This is a genomic window from Novosphingobium marinum, from assembly GCF_013408095.1.
Taxonomy (GTDB): Bacteria; Pseudomonadota; Alphaproteobacteria; order Sphingomonadales; family Sphingomonadaceae; genus Novosphingobium; species Novosphingobium marinum.
In genome coordinates, this window is the sequence record NZ_JACBZF010000001.1 from 857,733 (window position 1) to 876,640 (window position 18,908).

Consider the following 18,908-nt stretch of genomic DNA (forward strand, 5'->3'; position numbering starts at 1 on the left):
ATGGCCGGAAAAAGCTTCATCGCGCAGCTTCGCACCAAACCCGAAAAGCGCGACGAAATGATCGCGCTCCAGGCCGAACTGAAGGGCCTCGTCTTCGAGCACGAGCCCAATGCACTGGTCTACGAGCTCCTGCAGTCCGAGGAAGACCCTGACCTTTTCCAGGTCGTGGCATCCTTCAAGGACGAAGCGGCGTTCGACCATCACATGTCGATCGACTTCCACGACCGCCTCGTGCCGCCCATCCTCGAATGCCTGGCCGAGGACATGCAACTCGCATTCTACAGATCGCTGCCCTAACCCCCGCGCAACAGCTGGACGCCGTAGTCGCGCTCGAACAGGTATAGCAGAAGCCGGGCGGCCTCTCCTCGCTCGCCGGTGAGGCCGCCGTCGCGCTCCATCAGCAGGCGCGCGTCGTCGTGCGCGATCGGCAGAAGCTTCTCGATCTGTTCGAGCGAGGCGATGCGGAACGGCGTATCGCCCGACTGGCGAGTGCCGAGAAGCTCGCCGCCGCCGCGCAGGCGAAGGTCCTCCTCGGCGAGGCGAAAGCCGTCCTGCGTCTCGCGCATCAGCGCCAGCCGCTCGCGCGAGACCTCCGACAGCGCCTCTCCGCGAAGCAGCAGGCAGACGGACCTGGCCGCGCCGCGCCCCACGCGCCCGCGCAACTGGTGAAGCTGGGCCAGGCCGAAGCGCTCGGCCTGCTCGATCACCATGAGCGTCGCGTTGGGAACGTCCACTCCGACCTCGATCACCGTTGTCGCGACCAGAAGCCTGGCGGCACCGCTGGCGAAGCGCTCCATCGCGGTGTCCTTCAGGTCTGGCTTGAGCTGACCATGGACGAGAACCACGTCATCGTGCCCGAACCGTTCGGCAAGCTGGGCGTAGCGGGCCTCGGCGGCGGCGATGTCTTCGCCTTCGCTTTCGCGGACCATCGGGCAAACCCAGTAGGCCTGCCCTCCCCCATCGATGTGGCGGGCCAGACCACCGACTACATCTTCGATCCGCTCGGCCGCAACCACACGGGTATCGATCGCCTGCCGCCCCGGCGGCAGCTCGTCGAGCCGGGAGACGTCCATTTCTCCGTATTGTGCCAGCGTCAGCGTTCGCGGGATCGGCGTCGCGGTCATGGCAAGGCAGTGCGGTGTGCGCCTCCCCTTCTGCGCCAGCATCAGGCGCTGGCCGACGCCGAAACGATGCTGCTCGTCGATCACCACGAGCGCGAGGTCCCTGTACGCGACACTGTCCTGGAAGATCGCGTGGGTGCCGACGACGATGTCGATGCTCCCGTCGAGCAGGCCCATCAGGATCGATTCGCGCGGACGTCCCTTGTCGCGGCCGGTCAGGAGCGCGATCTCGACGCCGGTGCCGCGCGCCATGCGCATCAGTGTCTCGTGGTGCTGGCGCGCGAGGATTTCGGTCGGCGCCAGCAGCGCCGCCTGCTTGCCTGCCTCGACCGCAACAAGCATGGCGGAGAGCGCGACCACGGTCTTGCCCGATCCGACATCGCCCTGCAGCAGGCGCAGCATCGGCGATTCCTGCGCGAGGTCGCCCTCGATCTCCCGGATCGAGCGCTGCTGCGCGCCGGTCAGCGCGAACGGCAGGTCGAGTTTCGCGCGCAAGGCGCCGTCTCCTGCGAGCGGCGTACCCCGTCGCGTGCGGTTGGCATCGCGCACCAGCATCAGCGCGAGGGCGTTGGCGAACAGTTCGTCGTAGGCGAGTCGGTCGCGCGCGGCTGCGTCTCTGCCCTTGTGGGCCGAACGAAGTGCCGTCGCCCAGCCCGGCCACCCCATCCGCTCCAGCAGGCCCGGCTCGGTCCATTCGGGCAGGTCGGGCAGCAAGTCGAGCGCCTGCGCGACGAGCGAAGCGACGCGCCCTTGCGTCAGACCCTCCGAAAGCGCGTAGACCGGTTCGCACAGCCGCCCGCCCAGCGATGCGCTGTCCTCCGCGACATGGTCCGGGTGCACGATCTGCAGCATCTGGCCGAACTGGTCGAGCCTGCCTGCCACCCACCGCTTCTCGCCGGTCGGAAGCTGCTTGCGCGCGGTGTAGGATGCCCTGCCGAAATAGGTTAGCGTACAGACGTTGCCCACCGCGTCTTCGGCAAGGATACGGTACGGCCCTCGCCCCGACGAAGCGCGGTGCTCGCGCACGGTCAGCGCGACGACGATGTTCTCCCCGACCGATGCTTCGTCGAGGTCGGTTACCGCGCGGCGCTCCACGAAGCGGTCGGGCAAGTGATAGGCAAGGTCCTTAACTCGCGTGAGGCCGAGCTTTTCGAGCGGCTTGGCAAGCTGCGGCCCCACGCCCTTCAGACTGGCGGTTTCGGCGAACAGGCTGTTGAGGCGTTCGGGGCGCATGACGGGCCTATAGCCGGGCTTTGCCCTTGCCTCCATCCGTCGCTCGCCCTACCGCGCGGCCATGGACAAAGAGACGCGCCTCCGCCGCCTGAAATTCCGTGCCTGGCACCGCGGCACGCGCGAGGCGGACTACATGATCGGCGGCTTTTTCGATCGCTACCATGCCACCTGGGGCGAGCCGGAGATGGACTGGTTCGAGGCGCTGCTCGAAGAGGACGACGTCGATGTCATGGCATGGGCGCTACGTACGCAGGCAGTGCCCGTCCGGTTCGACGGCCCCCAGATGTCGGCGATGCAGAAGCTCGACTACGTCGAAATCCCGCGCTGAGGCCTAGAGCCCAGAGACAAGGTGACCTCCGTCGACGGGTATCACCGTGCCCGTCATGTACCGCGACGCGTCCGACACGAGCAGCAGCAACGGTCCGTCGAGGTCCTCGATCTGGCCCAGCCGCCGTTGCGGAATCCGCTTGATGAGCTTTTCTCCGGCTGCCTGGCTGAAGAATTCGCGGTTGATGTCCGTGAGGATATAGCCCGGCGCGAGGGCGTTCACGCGAATTTCGTACCTTGCCAGTTCGAGCGCGAGTTGCCTGGTCATCTGGACGACGCCGGCCTTGGAAATCGCGTAGGGCAGAACGGTGGTCGCCTGCCGCAATCCCAGGATCGACGCGACGTTCACCATCGCGCCGCCCTTGCCCCGCTCGCGCATGCCGCGCGCCGCTTCCAGCGCGACGAGGTACGCCCCTTTCAGGTTGGTATCGACGATCCAGTCGAAATCCTCCTCGGTCTGGTCGAGCGCCGGCTTGGAATTGGTGACCCCGGCGTTGTTGACGAGTATGTCGATGTCGCCCGCCTCGCCGATGGCGTCTCTGACCGAACCGCTGTCAGTCACGTCGAGGGCGAGCGCCCTTGCATCGACCGCAAACTCCTCGGCGATCCCCCCGACAAGCCGTTCGAGCCTCTCCACCCGGCGCGCGGCCACCACCACGTCCGCGCCGTTTTCCGCGAGTAGCCGCGCGAAGTGCTCGCCGAGGCCGCTCGATGCGCCCGTCACCAGCGCTCGCTTACCCGATAGCTGCTTTTCGGCCATGTCCGTCTCCCTTGTGCTCGCCGCCCTATAGGGGCTCGCTCCGAATGCGGAACCCCGGAGGTCGCGAAACGCTTTGCACTCGACCCGATCGCGCGCGCCGCGATTGAAATTCCCGCCCGAAAGGCTATCTCGCGCCCTTCCCTTCCATGCCAGACTTCGACCGCATCCTTTCCGCCAGTTCGCCCCTGACGCTCGCCTCCATCGTGCGCGGCGCGCAGCCGCTTGTCATGGCTGACCTGGCCCGCGCGGCGAAAACCGCGAAGAAATCCGGGCGCGCGGTCTTTGTCGCGACAGCCGATGCCGAGATGCGCAGCGTCACCGATGCCGCCGCCTTCTTCGCGCCCGAACTCGACGTCATAGAGTTTCCCGCATGGGACTGCCTGCCCTACGACCGGGCCAGCCCCGCACACTCGGTAAGCGCGCGCCGGCTTTCGGCACTCCACCGCCTCCAGCGAAAGAGCGACAAACCTCAGCTTCTCGTCACCACGATCAACGCTGTGCTCCAGCGCGTGCTGACCCCATTCCGAATCCGCGAGTCGGTACGCCTTATCGAGCCGGGCATGGAGATCGGGCGCGACAGCCTCGTTGCCCTGCTCCGGCGGCAGGGCTACACTCGGAGCGATACCGCGATCGATGCAGGCGATTTTGCAGTCCGCGGCTCGGTGTTCGACATCGTGCCATCGGGCCTTGGCAAGGGCCTGAGGCTCGATTTCTTCGGCGACGAGCTTGAGACGCTGCGGCTGTACGATCCCAACGACCAGCGCTCGACCGGCGCTGTCGACCGGCACCTGCTCCTTCCGGCAAGCGAGACCCTGCTCGACGATGACAGCGTCAAGCGATTCCGCAGCCGGTATCGCGAACTGTTCGGAGCGAACGCGACCGGCGACCCGCTCTACCAGGCAGTCAGCGACGGGCGGCGCCTCGCCGGGATGGAGCACTGGCTCCCGCTGTTCGAAGACAAGATGGTCACGCTGTTCGACCACCTTTCCGAATACGACCTCGTCGTGATCGACAACGCCGCGATGGGCGCTGCGGAAGAGCGCCTCAAGGACATCGCCGACTATTGCGCTGCTCGCAGGGACACCTCCGGCAAGGCTCCCGGCAGCTATCGACCGCTCGATACCGGTGCACTGTACCTCGGGCAGGATGAATTAGACGCGAAGCTGTCAGCCTGGCCCGTGCACCGTGCCGATCCCTTCGCTCAGCCCGAAAGCGGCAAGGTAGTCGATTTCGGATTCCGCAATTCGCGCGATTTCGCTCCGGAACGTGCGCGCGGCGACAATGCCTACGATGCGGCGGCCAAACACCTGCACTCGGTTGCGAAGGCCAAGCGCAAGGCGATCGTCGCTGCCTATTCGACCGGCAGCCGCGCACGTATCGCGGCGATCCTCGGCGAAGCGGTCCCGCCCGAGCCCGCGCTGGCGGAAGACTGGCAGCAGGCGCTGGGCCTCGCCGCGAAAGGGCGACCGTCCGCCCTCGTCCTCCCTCTCGAGACCGGCTTCGCCAACGACGAGATCGAACTCGTTACCGAGCAGGACATTCTCGGCGACAGGCTCGTCAGGCGGAAGAAGCGCAAGAAGGACGCCGACGCCTTCCTTGCCGAACTGGCGGCGCTGACGCCCGGCGACCTCGTCGTGCACATGGACCACGGTATCGGCAAGTACGAGGGCCTGCAGTCGATCCCGGTGGGCCAGAGCCCTCACGATTGCGTGATGCTGGAGTACTCCGGCGGCGACAAGCTCTATATCCCGGTCGAGAATCTCGAGGTCCTGTCGCGCTATGGCAGCGCCGAGGAAGCCGTGCCTCTCGACCGGCTTGGCGGCGAAGCCTGGCAGAAGCGCCGCTCGAAGCTCAAGGAGCGGATCCAGGCGATTGCCGGCGAGCTGATGAAGACCGCTGCCGAACGTGCGCTCAAGAAGGCCCCGGTGATCGAGCCGGAAGAATCCTCCTACCCGCAGTTCGTCGACCGCTTCCCGTGGGAAGAAACCGACGATCAGGATCGCGCCATCGACGACGTCCTGAGGGACTTGGCCGACGGCAAGCCGATGGACCGCCTCGTTTGCGGCGATGTCGGCTTCGGCAAAACCGAAGTCGCGCTGCGCGCGGCCTTCGTCGCGGCGATGAGCGGGCGGCAGGTGGCGGTGGTGGCGCCCACCACGCTCCTTGCCCGCCAGCACTACAAGGGCTTTTCCGAGCGCTTCTCAGGCTTTCCGCTCAAGGTCGGGCGGCTTTCGCGCCTAGTGCCCGAGAAGGAAGCGAAGGAGACGCGCGCCGCGCTCGCCGACGGGACGCTCGATGTGGTGATCGGCACGCATGCGCTCCTTTCCAAGTCGGTCAGCTTCAAGCGCCTCGGCCTCGTCGTCGTCGACGAGGAGCAGCGTTTCGGCGTTACCCACAAGGAAAAGCTCAAGCAGCTTCGCACCAATGTCCATGTCCTGACGCTCACCGCCACACCGATCCCGCGAACGTTGCAGATGGCCATGTCGGGGCTGCGCGAGCTGTCGACCATCCAGACCCCGCCGGTCGACCGACTCGCAGTCCGCACCTACGTCATGGAGTGGGACGACATGGTGATGCGCGAGGCCCTTCTGCGCGAGCACCATCGCGGGGGTCAGAGCTTCATCGTCGTCCCGCGCATCGCCGACATGCCCGAAGTCGAGGAATGGCTTGCGAAGAACGTGCCCGAAATCAAGGCCGTCACTGCCCACGGCCAGATGGGCGCTGGCGAGGTCGAGGAAAGGATGAGTGCGTTCTACGAGGGCAAGTACGAAGTGCTTCTTTCGACCACCATCGTCGAGAGCGGTCTCGACATACCCTCGGCGAACACGATCATCATCCATCGCGCCGACCGGTTCGGACTTGCCCAGCTGTACCAGCTTCGCGGCCGCGTCGGACGATCCAAGCTTCGCGCCTACGCTTACCTCACGACGCCTGCGAACACCTCGCTGAGCGAAGTCGCGGAGAAGCGCCTCAAGGTCCTTGGCGACCTCGACAGTCTGGGTTCCGGCTTCCAGCTTGCCAGCCACGACCTCGACATTCGCGGCGCGGGCAACCTGCTGGGCGACGAACAGTCGGGTCACATCCGCGAAGTCGGCTTCGAACTCTACCAGTCGATGCTCGAAGATGCGATCGTCGCTGCCAAGGCCGGAGAGCTGGGCCTCACGAAGCAGACCGAGAAGTTCTCGCCTCAGATAACCGTCGATGCACCGATCATGATCCCGGAAGACTACGTGCCCGACCTTGCCGTGCGCATGGCGCTCTATCGCCGCCTGAACGATGCGACCGAGCAGCAGGAGATCGAGGCGCTCTCCGCCGAGATGATCGATCGCTTCGGCGCCCTGCCGCAGCCGACGATCAACCTGATCAAGCTGATCGAGATCAAGCGGCAGGCGATCGAGGCGCAGGTCTCGAAGATCGACGTCGGGCCGCGCGGCGCGCTGGTCAGCTTTCACAACGACAGCTTTCCGGATCCGGCGGGGCTCGTCGAATATGCCTCCAGGCGCGAGGGCACGATCAAGCTGCGCCCCGACAACAAGCTTCAGGTCAACCGCGCCTGGGGCGATCCCAAGGCCCGGCTCAACGGCCTTTTCCAGCTTACGAGGGGCCTCGGAGCCATCGCGCGCAAGGCGCAGAAGCAGGTCGAACCCGCCTAGTCTTCGGCAAGATCGAGGAAGTGCGCCGGCTCCATCGGCGGCGCGCGCAGGAAGCCCTGGTAGAAGCGGCAGCCTTCGCGCGCAATCAGCGCGCGCTGCGCCTCGTCTTCGACGCCCTCCGCTATGACCTCCAGATCGAGTGCGCCGGCCATCGCGACCATCGCGCGGAATATCGCAAGGTCGCGCGGGTCAGAGGTGATCCCGTCGATCATCGTCCGGTCGAGCTTGAGGTAATGCAGCGGCAAGACCTTCAGGTACCTGAAGTTGCAGAACCCCGCTCCGAAATCGTCGAGAGCGATGCGCACGCCCTTCGCCGAGAGCTCGGCCATGGTGCGGGCCGCGCGATCGATGTCGTGAAGCAACGCCTGCTCGGTCACCTCGAGCGTCAGGCGCTCTGCCGGAAAGCCGGTCTCCGCAATTTTCTCGCACAGCTGCGCCGCGTAACTGCCGCTCGCAAGATCGGCTGGCGTGACGTTCAGCGAAAGCCGCAGGTCGGCGGGCCAGAGCGCCGCGCCTTCCAGCGCGCGGCGGGCGATGTGGCGTGAAAGCGGCGCGACATGGTCGGTCCTCTCGGCCAGCGCGAACAGAGTCTCGGCCCCGATCCGCCCGAGGCGGGGATGATTCCACCGCGCCAGCGCCTCGGCACCGGTCAGGATCTCGTCGGGAAGCCGGAACTGCGGCTGGTAGACGATTTCGATCTCGTCGTTGTCGATGGCGCCCAGGAGGTCTGCTTCCAGTTCCGCGGCACTGTGTCCGGGCGGCGTGATGTCTCCGTCCGCCCAGGCAAGGCGCATGCCGGGTTTCCGCTCCGCCCCGGCCAGCGCATGGCCAAGCCTGTCGAGCATCGAATCGGCCGTCTCGCCCTCGAGGCCGCGCAGCAGAGCGATGCGCGGCGACAGGCGCAACAGCCCCGCCGGAACCGCGATCGGGCGCGCAATCGCGTCGGCAAGCTGCTCCGCGACGAGCTGCCAGCGCTCGCGGCTGCAGCGCTCTCTCGCCGCGAGAAGGAAACTGCCTCCGCTGCTGCGAGAGACGATCCATTGTCCCTCAAGTTCGGAATTGGCGAAGCGCACCATGCGGACCGCTACCTTGGCCAGCGCACCGTCCCCCGCCGCCGCTCCGTAGGCGAGGTTGACCGCATCGAAGCGGCGCAGCCTCACGAGCATGGCGTGGACGTGCGCGCGCGCCAACGGCTCCGTGCCCGCATCCTGCCATTCCCCGATGCGCTGCTGCAGCACGTCGAGGCCCGGCAGGCCCGTCAGCGCATCGCGCGGCCCGTGGCCGTGGTGGAGCCCATCGCCTTCCATTTGCGCGGAAATACGGCAAAGCCTTTGCCAAACCGTAACCGCCGCCATATCTGTGGCGCGGGATCGAGAGGGTTTTCATGCGTTTGGCACTTGTCGCATCGGATGGACCGCGCGCCCAGGAGGCGCGGCATGCGCTTGCCGATGCGCACGACTGGGTCGCGCCCGAGGAGGCCGAGGCGCTCGTCGTGCTTGGCGGCGACGGATACATGCTGCACGTCCTTCACGGCATGCTCGACAACGACCGCGTGATACCGGCATTCGGGGTAAACCACGGCACCGTGGGCTTCCTCATGAACAAGCCGCGCAGCAGCAGGCACCTGATCGAACGGATCGAGAAGGCCAAGCCGATCTCGATCACGCCACTTAAAATGACCGCCGTCACCAACGCTGGCACCGAACACAGTTTCCACGCCATCAACGAGGTCTCGCTGCTGCGCGAAACACGCCAGACCGCGAAACTTGAAGTGCGCGTCAACGACAAGCTGCGCATGCCCGAACTTTCCTGCGACGGTGTGCTGGTGGCCACGCCGGCAGGTTCCACGGCCTACAACCTCTCGGCGCACGGCCCTATCCTGCCGCTCGATTCGAAGCTCCTTGCCCTCACGCCGATCAGTCCGTTCCGGCCGCGTCGGTGGCGGGGCGCGATCCTGCCCGAGAAGTCGCGGGTGACGTTCACGGTTCTGCAACCGGACAAGCGGCCCGTCGCGGCCGTGGCCGACCAGAAGGAAGTGCGCGACATCAGCGAAGTGCGCGTCGCCGTCGCGCACGATCGCAAGCTCACGCTGCTTTTCGACCGCGCCAGCTCACTCGACGAGCGCATTTTCGCCGAGCAGTTCCAGGTCTGAGGCCACCCGGGCCGCTGCCCGAATTTTGAGACATCAACGGCTTGCCAAACGTCTTCATGCTGCTATAGGCGCACCCCTGCCCGGCGATGGAGACATCGCAGGGTCGCTCCCCGATAGCTCAGCGGTAGAGCATTCGACTGTTAATCGAATGGCCGTAGGTTCGAATCCTACTCGGGGAGCCATTTTTCTCACATAACGTGTTGAAATATTTAAGGAAATTGACTTCAGTCGTTTCCGGTCCCCACACCTGAAACCTCGTGAAGATCGACACGAATCGCGCTCAATTGAGCAGCAAGATCGCCGCCAGAACGATCATCAGTGCGATCGCGCCTAGTTCGAGCCAGTCTCTCAGCATTTTGAAGTTCGGTCAGCTTGCGAAGAATGGAACCTTCCATGCGCGGAGTTGACGCCAGGGTCGCAAACCTTTCCGTCGATCCTCCTCGAACGCGGCAGCCTGCTCCTGCGCAAGGGTCATTGGCCGCAAAGGCGACGGTTCAGGATGAGGATGGGGCTGGCCACGTTCCATATTGCGAATGGAATCACAGAGTTGCGCCTTTGTCGACAACTTCTGTTAGTCCTCCGGCGCTGGCGTTTACAAATTGCCCGGCACCAGGGGGCACCGGGCGAAAAGTTCCGGGTCTTCAATGAACGCCAGCCGACGTAGCGGCGCGGACGTCCTAAATCAAGAATGCCCTTCCGGTTCCTTAATGTGAATTGCTGACTGCTCATGAAGCGAGTTGACGCGTGGCGCTGGTCCGATAGACCGTTCGCAGGCACAATAGTGCACTCACCCCAAGCATGCGGCCCTTTGCCCCGCGCACAGCGGGGTTTTTTATGCCCCTCGCCTCGATCCAAGCCTCGCCTCCGCCAAGCCAAGGATCTCATGCGGCGCTTCGGACACGATCGCGACAAGCTCAACGAGGCTGCCGTTGAGCTGAGCAGCTTGAAGGGAAACTGACGGAAAACGAAAAAGGCCCGGTCGCAAGGGGCGCGCCGGGCCTTCTCCAACATGGATTGCCACGGCTGCAGGATGTGGCGTCCGCACTCCGGATACAGTAGCTAGGTTAAGGATTGGTAGCTTCTCACCTGACCTTGCCATGTCTGGCAAAATGCACTCAGGTTAAGTCCCATTCTCGCTCTAAGCGATCGAGTTCGTCTCTCAATAGATATAGCTTGCCATCGCGCACATCGCCTCGGGACGACATTGTGAGGCGAGGATTTTCAATTTTCTTCACGACTTCTGGATTCAAATGCTGTCTGACCGCCAGCCACGCTTCCTCCGTCGCCAAGAACCGGGCGAAACTTAATTCGCCAGACTGCCGATTATAATCGGTGACCAATTTTCGACCAGCGTCGATTTTACGCTGTCGCTCACTGCTAATGGGGATTGTGCTGGTTGAACTTCCTCCAATACCCTTCCGGCGCGTCAGAAAAGCGTCGACCCAGCCCGTCGCAAAACCTGCATTAAGCGAAAGAGAAGCGACTAAAATCCAAGGTAGACTGAGCCAAGACAGTACGATCACTGCAACGCTTGCGATCAGCCCACCTGAGGCGATCTCTCGTGGCAGAATGGGCCAGCGCCATCGGATGAAGGCGAATGCAGCGCTCATCGCGAAGCCAAACCAGGGCGTCTCCCATTCCATATAAAAGCCATATGATTACCTGCCCCGATCATCAAACGACTTGTTGGCAATACGCTCCGCCGCATCCGCATGGCTCCGGACGAGCCGCACGTAGTCCTCGATCCGCCCTTCGCCAGCAACGCGCGCCAGTTGCCATGCCAGTGAAAAGATCCAAGCGATTGTGAGATAAGCTGCCAGCAAGCCACTGATCTCCTGTTATGGCGGTAATTTCCGGCCCCCACCTTGCCATCCTCGCAGCAGCAAAAGCGAGGATCTTATGGCAGACCAACTCCCTGACTTCGAAGGCGGTGCCGGTAGGCTTGTAGAAGCCGATCCGGTCGTCACGCTCGCCGCTAATTGCGATCTAACGGCCGTTCCCGATGGAACCACAAATGGCGCAATTCTCCCCGATCGCCCGATTGGCGCAAGCGGCGTAGTCTTCTATGTCGGTAGCGGCGAGGAGGTGACCTTCGCAATCGCGCAGAACCAACCCTCGTCCGCGCCCAGCCTTACCCTTACGCTGGACAGCACGACGAGTCCGGCATTCGAACCGCTTGGACCCGGCACCGATATCTTCATTACGGCGATGACCGGCGCTCCGAAGTTCAGGTGGATTTGATGAGGCCCCTGATCCCGTCGAAAGGACGCGCAGGCTTGCTCCAGTTCCACCCTCGGCTGCAGCTTCGATTCAGAGATATCGCTGCACTGGAAAGGTACCGTGGAAGCCTCGGTGCTAGCGCCTCTTCTCAGGGAAAGCTGAAGGGCGCTGGTTCCGCGAGCGCAGGCCTTTCCCGCTCAACCTAGCTTTTCGACCGAATCTGCGTGATTACGCAGCAATCTCGCGTACCTCTTTGCGCGCTGTCCGTCCTGGTTATCGTCTGCGGCCTCGGCGAAATTCCAAGCAGCCGCGAGCATCATTTCGATGCCAGCAGTCATATGCCGTCCGCTCAGCGTCTCCCTGCTGCGTTCGGCTTTTGATGTAACTGCCGCCATTACGATTGCAGCGATCTCAGCGCTGTCAGCTTGCAGCTGTATCGCTGCCGCGTGATCTGTTGGTTCGTCACTAGACATACTGCTCAACCCCTAGCCCGGTATCCTGCGCCGCGATCGGCTGGCCATGCGCGCTTCGGCCTGCTTGGCGCCAATCTGCGAACCAGCCTGCGTCGCTATCTGCACGCCCTGCGCAACCCATTCCCTGACGGTATGCGTGAGGACAGCGTCGCGGGCATTCACCGTGACGTTGATGCTCTGGCTGACAGGCGCGCCGGCCATCGCAGCATTCATCCTCCCCAGAGGAATGATATCGCCGCCGACGTTGGGCACGAACGCTTCCACCCGGCCCGGTGACGCGCCTTCGTTCACTCGGTAAAGCCTGCCGGGCGCTACAGGCCCGCCTGAGGCCCTTCCGCCGGCATAAGGCGTTCCGGCAAGCAGGTCGATCGGACCGCCCCCACCGGCAGCGCCAATGCCGCCAAAGATGGCATCCGCAAGCGGGCCTATGATCGAGCGCTGGATGGCGATACGCAGCAAGTCGGCGATGATCTGGTCGGCAACGTTCTTGAACACGTCGCCAAGGCTTTTGACGCCCATGACAGCATCCACGAGGCCATCATTCAGGCTGTCGAGGCCGCGCACCTGTATTGCCTCGACAGCCTCGTTCACGTTCTCTGCGGACGTGCGCAAGTCGAAGGCGTAGCGCTGGCCTGGCGTCATCTGGTTGCGCGAAAGCCGTACGCGTGCAGCTGCCTGAAGGCTGGCAAGCTCCGCCTGGGCGCGCTCGGCATCGGCGACCTGTCCCGATGCGATTTCCTGGTCGAGCAGGTTGCGCTCGATTTGCTGATGGATCGCAAGGGCGTCGCGTTCGAGCCGGTTGCGCTCCTGCGTGTTCGTTTCGAGGTCGGCCCATGCTTCGAGGGTGCCTGCCTGCCGTGCGAGCATGTCGTTCGCTAGATCAGCCTCGCGCTCCATCAGGTCGCGCATGACCTGTTGCATGAGAAGGCCCGGCCTTCCCTCGGCGATGATGTTGCCCTGCCCGTCGACAATGCCGTCGCCTCCGTAGAGCCGGTGGATGGCCGCTTCCATCGCCTCCCTCTGCTCGGCCGTGTAGTCGCGCTCCGAAGCAATCTGCCGCAGGCGTTCATCGCGTTCGAGAGACAGGATTTTCCGGGCAAGTTCGGCCCTGTCCTCGGCGTTCGTCGCAAGGTCGAACTTTGCCCGCAGTTCCTCGCTCTGCAGCCTGTCGACCTCGTCACGATACCGGGCGTTGAGTTCTGCCGCCGTAGGGCCTGACGAGCCACGGGCGCTCCCCTTGCGACCGCTTCCGCTTGCGGTGCTCGCTGCAGGCGTACCGCTTATCGAGGTGGGGGAGGTGACGTCAACGCCTGCAGCCACTCCCTTCGCGATCGCGATGGCCTGCCGGTTGAGCGCAGCCTCTTCCTTCGCCAGCTGAGCGAGCGATGCGGCATCGGATGCGGCAAAGCGATCGGGACGTGCCCTGCCCTGCACGGCATAGGCATCCCCGGTTCGTGTCTGGCCCAACGTGGAGGCTCTCGTGACGGCGTCGCGGCGGATTTGCGCGCGCTCCTCCCGGATCTCTCCCAGCCTGTTTGCAATGCGTGCCAGACCCAGCTTGTTGAGCGCGTCGACGAGCTCGAAGGCCTTGTTCTTCGCCCGGACGAAGGCGCCGGCAAGGCCATCCACCTTGCTGCTCGTGCGATCGGCCGCCGTGCCGGTATCGGCAATGGCGACGCCCGCATCGCGAAGCCTCTGCTCAAGATCGTCGGCTTCCTTTTCGGCGCGCGACGCTGCATCGCTCAAGCGGTTGAGCCTGTCTTCTGCGTTCTCGGTCGTGGCAATCAGATATCCGAGCCCGAGCGTCAGGGCGGTCACCGCAAGGCCAACGGGGCCTCCGAACACGCCAGCAACACCCCGCCCGGCGAAGGTGAGCGCCTCGGCCGAGGTAGCGGCACCTGCCATCCGGGCGCGCAACGCGAATACGGCTGCCGAACCTGCTGTTGCCGCACCGCTCATCCTCACAAGTGCGGCAGCCATCCTGCCGCCGATCGCAGCGCCAATGATGGCGAGAATGGGCAGAATGTCTTCAAGGTTGTCCGCCAGAGCCTGCACCGCGCTCGCGAGAGCCTGCGTCGCTCCATGGGCATCGGCAGCGCCGCCGATCAGTTGCACGAGCCGGTTCTGCAGTGCGGTGAACGCGCCTTCAAGCGTGAGCGTCGCCTTGGCTGCCTGTTGCTCAAGCATCTCGGAGCCTGCGAGGATGGCCTGAAAGAATTCGTCCGAGGTGACCTGGCCTTCCACGATCGCGTTACGCAGTTTAGCAACCGACCCGTTCCACTTGTCGGTTGCAGCGACGACTTGCAGCAGCGGCCTAAGACCGCCTTCGTTGATCTGATTAAATTCCTCGGCACGCACTATGCCGGACGAAAGGGCCTGAGTAAGGCCTAGAATGGCCCCTGATGCCTGGACAGTCGAGGTGCCGGTTATCTTCAGGGCCTGCGCGGTCGCTTCGGTGATCTGAAGAAGATCCCCGGTAGTCGCGTTGAGGTCTCTCTGGGCCTGGGCCGCTTTGCCGTAGAGTTCGGAAAGCGAATTGACAGCCACGCCATAGCGGTTGGCGACCTCGAACAGGCGCTCCTGCACCTTGGCAAGTGCATCGCCTTCTAGGCCGGCCACCCGCAGCTGGTTCTGGAGCCGGGTGAAGTTGTCGATCAGGCCTGTAAGCTCGCGGCCCGTGAAGTAGGTGGCCAGTGTGCCGGCAAGGCCGCGAAGATGGCCGCTGATCGCGGTGCTCGATTTCGCCATCTGAGTTTCGAGCGATTTGATGCGGCGTTCCTGCAGGCCGATTTTCTGGTCGACGGTTCGTGTCGTCCGGTTGATATCGGCAAGGTACCCGTTCACCCGCGCGTGAAACTCGAAGATGACGGGATCGATATCAGGCATCGGCCTTCTCCTCGCTCGATGCCGAAGGCGTATCTCCGTAGACGGCAGCGCCAAGGATGCGCCAGGCCATCGCCGCCGCTTCGCCAAGCGGGCGCTCGGGGTAGACGTAGGTCTCGACGAGTTCCTTCGCTCGCTGCGGGCTCACTTCGCGCTCTTCGCCGTCGACGATGGCAAGATTGCCGCCGACAAGGGCAAGGCGGATGGTCTCTCGAATGGCTTTCACCGCCGAAGAGTCCGCAGCGCCCGTGTAGACCGCCTTGCCCTCCTCGGTGAGCGAGATGCCGGAGCGCAGCTGCCATTCGAGCCCGAGCATCGAGGCAGGCCTTTCGGGTGCATTTGCTGCAAGCTCGGAGAGCGTGCGCTCGAGTTCGGCGAGCGGTGCGAGGGTCAGCCAGAACCGATAGGTGCCATCGGCGAACGGAAGGTCGACTGCGGTAATGGGCTTCGTCATGTCATTTGCCTTTCAGGATCTTGAGATGCTTGTTGAGCCGGCGCCTTGCCTCCTCGCGCTTCCGGTCGCGTGCGGGGCGCATGTACGGACGCGCTGCCATCTTCGAGGTGCCGAATTCGAGCGCGGCAGCGTAACTTGCCTCGGATGCGACACGCGACACGAGCGGCTTGGGTTGCGTCACTTCGATGTGTGCCTGGAGCGTTCCGGTCTCCCGGTTCGGTGGCTCACCCGGCTTAGAGGGTGCGTGGTTTCTTCCTTCCACCGAGCCCCGGCTGATGAGGTGATGCGCATCGGATTTCACGAGGTCCGCTGCCTCCATGAGCGCTGCGTTGACCGCACGGAACAACGCACTGCCGGGTCCGCCACCGTAGCGGCGAAACTTGCGCAGCATCTTCTCGCGCGGGCTATCGGTCATGCGACGCGCTCCGGTTCGGGTTCTGGCCTGAGCACCTCGCCCACCTCGTCGCCTCCCCAGATGCGCAGGATCTTCGAGGCAACGCCTTCGCGGCTCACGCACGTCAGCTGCGCCGAGCCTCCAATGACCGCGACAGGCTCGCTGCCCTTCACCGGGAACCGCAGGTGCCGACGCTGGGCCTCGATCAGCCGCAGCCCGTCCGCTTCCGGATCGAACCTGCCAGGGTCCGTCAGCACTTCGGGCGTTATGTCCTTGCCGACTTCGGCAGTGATGCGATCGACGGGATTTGCATGGTCGGTCGACAGCGGAGCGAACGCGAAGATCTCGCAGACCTCCCACGGATCGATGCCGAGAAAGGCACAACGGTCCGCGTCGGTATCGAGGTGGAAGATGCGCGCCTTGCCCGTATCCTCGCACCATGCTGCAAGGCGAACGCCCATCGTGAACGTCGGATCGCGAACCGCATCGCGTACCTCTGCGATCGTCGCGGGCAATGTCTCGACGAACTCCCGCGCACTGCGCGGCCGTCGCTCTTCGATGAGCGCGCGAACAATGTAGAGATGGGCGTCGCCGGTTAGCGCGAGGGCCCAGGGGAAGGCCCCGCCCTCGATGATCTTGCTGTGGCTCATGAGGAGCTTGCCCGAACCGCTTTCGAGCCATGCCGTATCGGTGAGCAGGTACGCACGGTCGCCCTGCACGAAGGAGTTGATGACGGTCATGGGTAAGGCCCTTTCCGAAGCTCGAAGGATGCCATGAGCGGCGAAATCGCGGTGATGCCCGCAATGGTGGAAATCGTTGCTGCGGTGGCGCCGACAGAAGCGCTGACGAGCCCGGCGCTGGCCAGCGCGCCGATACCGGTTGCGGCGAGCGCCACGACGGACGCGACGATGGCGACGGTCTTCAGGACCTTCACAGGACCCTCCATGCGGTTTCGATTTCGGGGATGAGCATGATCGTCGGCATCTCGTGGCTTTCATGGAAGCCGAGGAAGTTGCCGTTGCCCGCCGCTATCGCGAGCGCACCGATCGGGTGTTCGCTCCGGACAGAGACGATATCGCCGATGAGGCAGAATGCAGGGGCGATGCGCGCAAAGCCGTGGCCGTCCATTGCATCGGGCAGCGTATCGTACCCAAGGCGTTTCAGAGCCCCGACAGCGCCCTTCAGCGAGCGATACTGCCCTGCCTTCGACAGCCTGACCTTGTGCCCCAGCTGCCTGAGGTGAAAGGCCGTCATCTTGGCGCAGTCAACCGAACCGAACGCGAAACACTTCCCCCGAAAGCGCTCCATCGTGGCAGCCACGGCCTCCTGCCGGCGAACGAGAGGGTTCTTCGGCTTCACAGGTGCGCATCCTCCAGTGCGAGAATTGCTGCCTCGATCTCGGCCTTGCTTCCGAAGCGCAGCGTCCAGGCGAGCTGCTGGGCCAGCGAGAAATGGGCTTCACGCGCCTCGCGGGGCGTCGAGGCGGCCTCGGGCGGGTAGGATGCGGCGATCGCCTCAATCGCGCTTGTGAAGGCCTCTGCGTCGGCTTCCTGCCGGCCCAGGCGCAGGCGTTCCCGCAGGTCGATGACGTTGCCAGTCATAGAACCTCCGCAAGCGAGTATCTGTATTTGCTGCCACTCAGGTCCGAGAGAGCCCAGACGAGCGCATCTGCCCGGTCCGGCGAACCCTCGCCCACGTATCCGCCACCGGTCATGGCGCAGAGCTGGTCTTCGAGCGCGGTGAACTCTCCGCAGTGCGAGACCTTGCCTTGTTCGTAGAGCGCGGCGACCGGCTCGGCCCTTGCGATCTTGCCCCGGCTGGCGGTCACCATGCGGACCGGCAGGTTCTTCGCAGCGGTGCGCAGCACGGCCTCGACCATGGCGCCGCCGAAGTTCCTTTCCGCGACAACCCGATCGCCCTGCCAGCGCTCGAAGGCTCCCGCGACACGGCGGGCCCAGCCATCCGGGCTCAACTGGCAGGATGCATCCTCCAGCACGTAGAACCGATCATCCGTGCCCTTGCCGGCCACGACGATACCAATGTCATCGCCCTGTCCGTCGCCCTTCGTGCCCGAGGGATCGACCGCCACGACGACGCGGCGAAGTTCGGGAGCCGCGCGCAGGCGCTGCGCATCGATCATCTCGGCCGTCCAGAGAGCGCCCGGCACGTCCTCCAGGAGTTCTGCGTAGAGTTCCTGTCGCCCGAGCCTCGTGCCCTCGTAGCGGTCCTTCAGGTGCGCGAGCGTGCCCTCTGGCAGGTTCGCAGAGTTGTCGAAGGTAGAGCCGCGCGTGACCATCGCACCGGGCGTACGAACGATCTTGCGAATGAGCGGCGTCGGGCGCGGCGTCGTGGTCGCCACGACTTGCGGATGCCGTCCGAGCCGAAGCCCGAAAAGCATCTGGTCCCATGCGGACGGGTCGGGCCATGCACCGACCTCGTCTCCCCATGCGCGGTGATGCTGCGGTCCGCGAAGTCGCTCGGGCTCGGTTGCGCTGAAAAGCTTGTAGCGGGTCTCGTTCCACAGCACGAGTTCGCCGTGGCTGCGGTTCCAGTGGTCGACGCAAACCTTGGGAAGCACCGCAAGCAGCCCGGACTCGCCTTCGACGCAGGTATCGCGCGCGTCGGCAAAGGTCGGAGCGATGATCGCGATGCGCGAACCGGCATGCTGGGCGCCGAACCACGCAACGTCCTCAGCTCCCGTCCGGGTCTTTCCCCAGCCCCTTCCCGCCATCGCCAGCCATATCGGCCAGTCGCCCGGAGGCGTTACCTGGTCGGGTCTCGCCCTCGATAACCACTGGCTTCGTGCTCGTACCGCTGCCTGCAATTGCTGCGGCAGCTTTTTCAAGTGCCTTTGCGACGGCATCAAAGGCCTCGCCGACGTCGACATTTACGACAGGCCCGATCGAAACGGGCTTCTCGGCAAACGCCTTAGACAGCTTGCCGAGGTACCATTTCTCACTGTCGAACGCCAATCGGCCCGGGAGCGGATCCTTGGCGTTCTTGGCAGCGGCGACGGCCATTTCGGCGCGCAGGTGAAAGCCCACTTCTCGCGCTTCGAGAACGCGCCAGCCAAGCTCGCTGTCCTCAAGCATCCAGTTGTAGACAGTCGACCGGCTCGGCATGTCATCCTGGGCGCAGATGGTGATGAGCGACTTGCCCTCGGCGAGTTGCTCAAGCAGGCGCTCGACGTGGGCATCGGTATACTGTTCGCGTGGCATAGGCTGTCCCGGTATTGTCG

General features: G+C 64.4%; 20 protein-coding genes and 1 tRNA gene. 6 read left to right on the plus strand and 15 right to left on the minus strand.

All coding sequences use genetic code 11. From position 1 onward, the window contains the following. A complete protein-coding gene (locus FHS75_RS04125; protein ID WP_179406417.1) occupies positions 1 to 297 on the plus strand; it encodes a putative quinol monooxygenase in 297 nt (98 codons plus the stop codon). Here FHS75_RS04125 and recG read toward each other — a convergent pair. Continuing rightward, entirely contained in the window at positions 294 to 2,354 is a 2,061-nt protein-coding gene (gene recG, locus FHS75_RS04130; protein ID WP_179406418.1) for an ATP-dependent DNA helicase RecG, read from the minus strand. The genes FHS75_RS04125 and recG overlap by 4 nt on opposite strands. A 61-nt stretch (positions 2,355 to 2,415) precedes the next feature. Here recG and FHS75_RS04135 point away from each other — a divergent pair, with 61 nt between their 5' ends. Beyond that, the gene (locus tag FHS75_RS04135; RefSeq protein ID WP_179406419.1) at positions 2,416 to 2,682 is read left to right on the plus strand and encodes an FAD assembly factor SdhE; all 267 of its coding nucleotides are present in this window, start codon (positions 2,416 to 2,418) and stop codon (positions 2,680 to 2,682) included. A 3-nt stretch (positions 2,683 to 2,685) separates the two neighbouring features. Here FHS75_RS04135 and FHS75_RS04140 read toward each other — a convergent pair whose 3' ends face one another. Next, entirely contained in the window at positions 2,686 to 3,441 is a 756-nt protein-coding gene (locus tag FHS75_RS04140) for an SDR family NAD(P)-dependent oxidoreductase (RefSeq protein ID WP_179406420.1), read from the minus strand. Between the two features lie 146 nt (positions 3,442 to 3,587). On the opposite strand from FHS75_RS04140, the gene mfd reads away from it, so the two are divergent. Next, the gene (mfd, locus tag FHS75_RS04145; RefSeq protein WP_179406421.1) at positions 3,588 to 7,094 is read left to right on the plus strand and encodes a transcription-repair coupling factor; all 3,507 of its coding nucleotides are present in this window, start codon (positions 3,588 to 3,590) and stop codon (positions 7,092 to 7,094) included. Here mfd and FHS75_RS04150 read toward each other — a convergent pair. Next, on the minus strand, positions 7,091 to 8,401 hold the full coding sequence (locus FHS75_RS04150; protein WP_179406422.1) for an EAL domain-containing protein: 1,311 nt from the start codon (positions 8,399 to 8,401) through the stop codon (positions 7,091 to 7,093). The two genes, mfd and FHS75_RS04150, sit on opposite strands and share 4 nt — an antisense overlap. A 77-nt stretch (positions 8,402 to 8,478) precedes the next feature. Between FHS75_RS04150 and FHS75_RS04155 the strand changes: the two genes are divergently transcribed. Beyond that, positions 8,479 to 9,246 carry an NAD kinase gene (locus FHS75_RS04155; RefSeq protein ID WP_179406423.1) on the plus strand — a complete coding sequence of 256 codons (768 nt, stop codon included), beginning with the start codon at positions 8,479 to 8,481 and terminating at the stop codon, positions 9,244 to 9,246. Between the two features lie 107 nt (positions 9,247 to 9,353). After that, a tRNA-Asn gene (locus FHS75_RS04160) sits at positions 9,354 to 9,428 on the plus strand. Positions 9,429 to 10,361: 933 nt separating this feature from the next. Here the strand turns inward: FHS75_RS04160 and FHS75_RS04165 are convergent. Then, positions 10,362 to 10,889, minus strand: coding sequence for a hypothetical protein (locus FHS75_RS04165; RefSeq protein ID WP_179406424.1), 528 nt, complete (start codon positions 10,887 to 10,889; stop codon positions 10,362 to 10,364). Between the two features lie 15 nt (positions 10,890 to 10,904). Next, positions 10,905 to 11,069, minus strand: a complete 165-nt coding sequence (locus tag FHS75_RS04170) for a hypothetical protein (RefSeq protein ID WP_179406425.1) — start codon at positions 11,067 to 11,069, stop codon at positions 10,905 to 10,907. 76 nt (positions 11,070 to 11,145) lie between these two features. Between FHS75_RS04170 and FHS75_RS04175 the strand changes: the two genes are divergently transcribed. Beyond that, entirely contained in the window at positions 11,146 to 11,487 is a 342-nt protein-coding gene (locus tag FHS75_RS04175) for a hypothetical protein (RefSeq protein WP_179406426.1), read from the plus strand. Between the two features lie 176 nt (positions 11,488 to 11,663). Here FHS75_RS04175 and FHS75_RS04180 read toward each other — a convergent pair whose 3' ends face one another. The 10 genes from FHS75_RS04180 to FHS75_RS17790 are packed head-to-tail and all read right to left on the minus strand — an operon-like array spanning position 11,664 to position 18,888. Then, positions 11,664 to 11,939 (minus strand): hypothetical protein, encoded by a 276-nt coding sequence (locus FHS75_RS04180; protein WP_179406427.1) that lies wholly within the window; start codon positions 11,937 to 11,939, stop codon positions 11,664 to 11,666. Between the two features lie 12 nt (positions 11,940 to 11,951). Further along, a complete protein-coding gene (locus FHS75_RS04185; RefSeq protein WP_179406428.1) occupies positions 11,952 to 14,825 on the minus strand; it encodes a tape measure protein in 2,874 nt (957 codons plus the stop codon). Continuing rightward, positions 14,818 to 15,276 carry a hypothetical protein gene (locus FHS75_RS04190; protein WP_179406429.1) on the minus strand — a complete coding sequence of 153 codons (459 nt, stop codon included), beginning with the start codon at positions 15,274 to 15,276 and terminating at the stop codon, positions 14,818 to 14,820. The genes FHS75_RS04185 and FHS75_RS04190 overlap by 8 nt, the downstream gene beginning before the upstream one ends. Before the next feature lies 1 nt (position 15,277). After that, positions 15,278 to 15,691, minus strand: a complete 414-nt coding sequence (locus FHS75_RS04195; RefSeq protein ID WP_179406430.1) for an HK97-gp10 family putative phage morphogenesis protein — start codon at positions 15,689 to 15,691, stop codon at positions 15,278 to 15,280. Continuing rightward, on the minus strand, positions 15,688 to 16,410 hold the full coding sequence (locus tag FHS75_RS04200; RefSeq protein ID WP_179406431.1) for a hypothetical protein: 723 nt from the start codon (positions 16,408 to 16,410) through the stop codon (positions 15,688 to 15,690). The genes FHS75_RS04195 and FHS75_RS04200 overlap by 4 nt, the downstream gene beginning before the upstream one ends. Then, positions 16,407 to 16,604, minus strand: coding sequence for a hypothetical protein (locus FHS75_RS04205; RefSeq protein ID WP_179406432.1), 198 nt, complete (start codon positions 16,602 to 16,604; stop codon positions 16,407 to 16,409). Before FHS75_RS04205 ends, FHS75_RS04200 begins: the two co-directional genes overlap by 4 nt. Next, positions 16,601 to 17,029 carry a DUF6950 family protein gene (locus FHS75_RS04210; RefSeq protein WP_342356000.1) on the minus strand — a complete coding sequence of 143 codons (429 nt, stop codon included), beginning with the start codon at positions 17,027 to 17,029 and terminating at the stop codon, positions 16,601 to 16,603. Before FHS75_RS04210 ends, FHS75_RS04205 begins: the two co-directional genes overlap by 4 nt. Further along, on the minus strand, positions 17,026 to 17,271 hold the full coding sequence (locus tag FHS75_RS04215; RefSeq protein WP_179406433.1) for a hypothetical protein: 246 nt from the start codon (positions 17,269 to 17,271) through the stop codon (positions 17,026 to 17,028). Before FHS75_RS04215 ends, FHS75_RS04210 begins: the two co-directional genes overlap by 4 nt. Beyond that, positions 17,268 to 18,401 carry a phage terminase large subunit family protein gene (locus FHS75_RS04220; RefSeq protein ID WP_229735487.1) on the minus strand — a complete coding sequence of 378 codons (1,134 nt, stop codon included), beginning with the start codon at positions 18,399 to 18,401 and terminating at the stop codon, positions 17,268 to 17,270. The genes FHS75_RS04215 and FHS75_RS04220 overlap by 4 nt, the downstream gene beginning before the upstream one ends. Then, a complete protein-coding gene (locus FHS75_RS17790; protein ID WP_229735488.1) occupies positions 18,361 to 18,888 on the minus strand; it encodes a terminase small subunit-like protein in 528 nt (175 codons plus the stop codon). The genes FHS75_RS04220 and FHS75_RS17790 overlap by 41 nt, the downstream gene beginning before the upstream one ends. Positions 18,889 to 18,908: the final 20 nt, after the last annotated feature.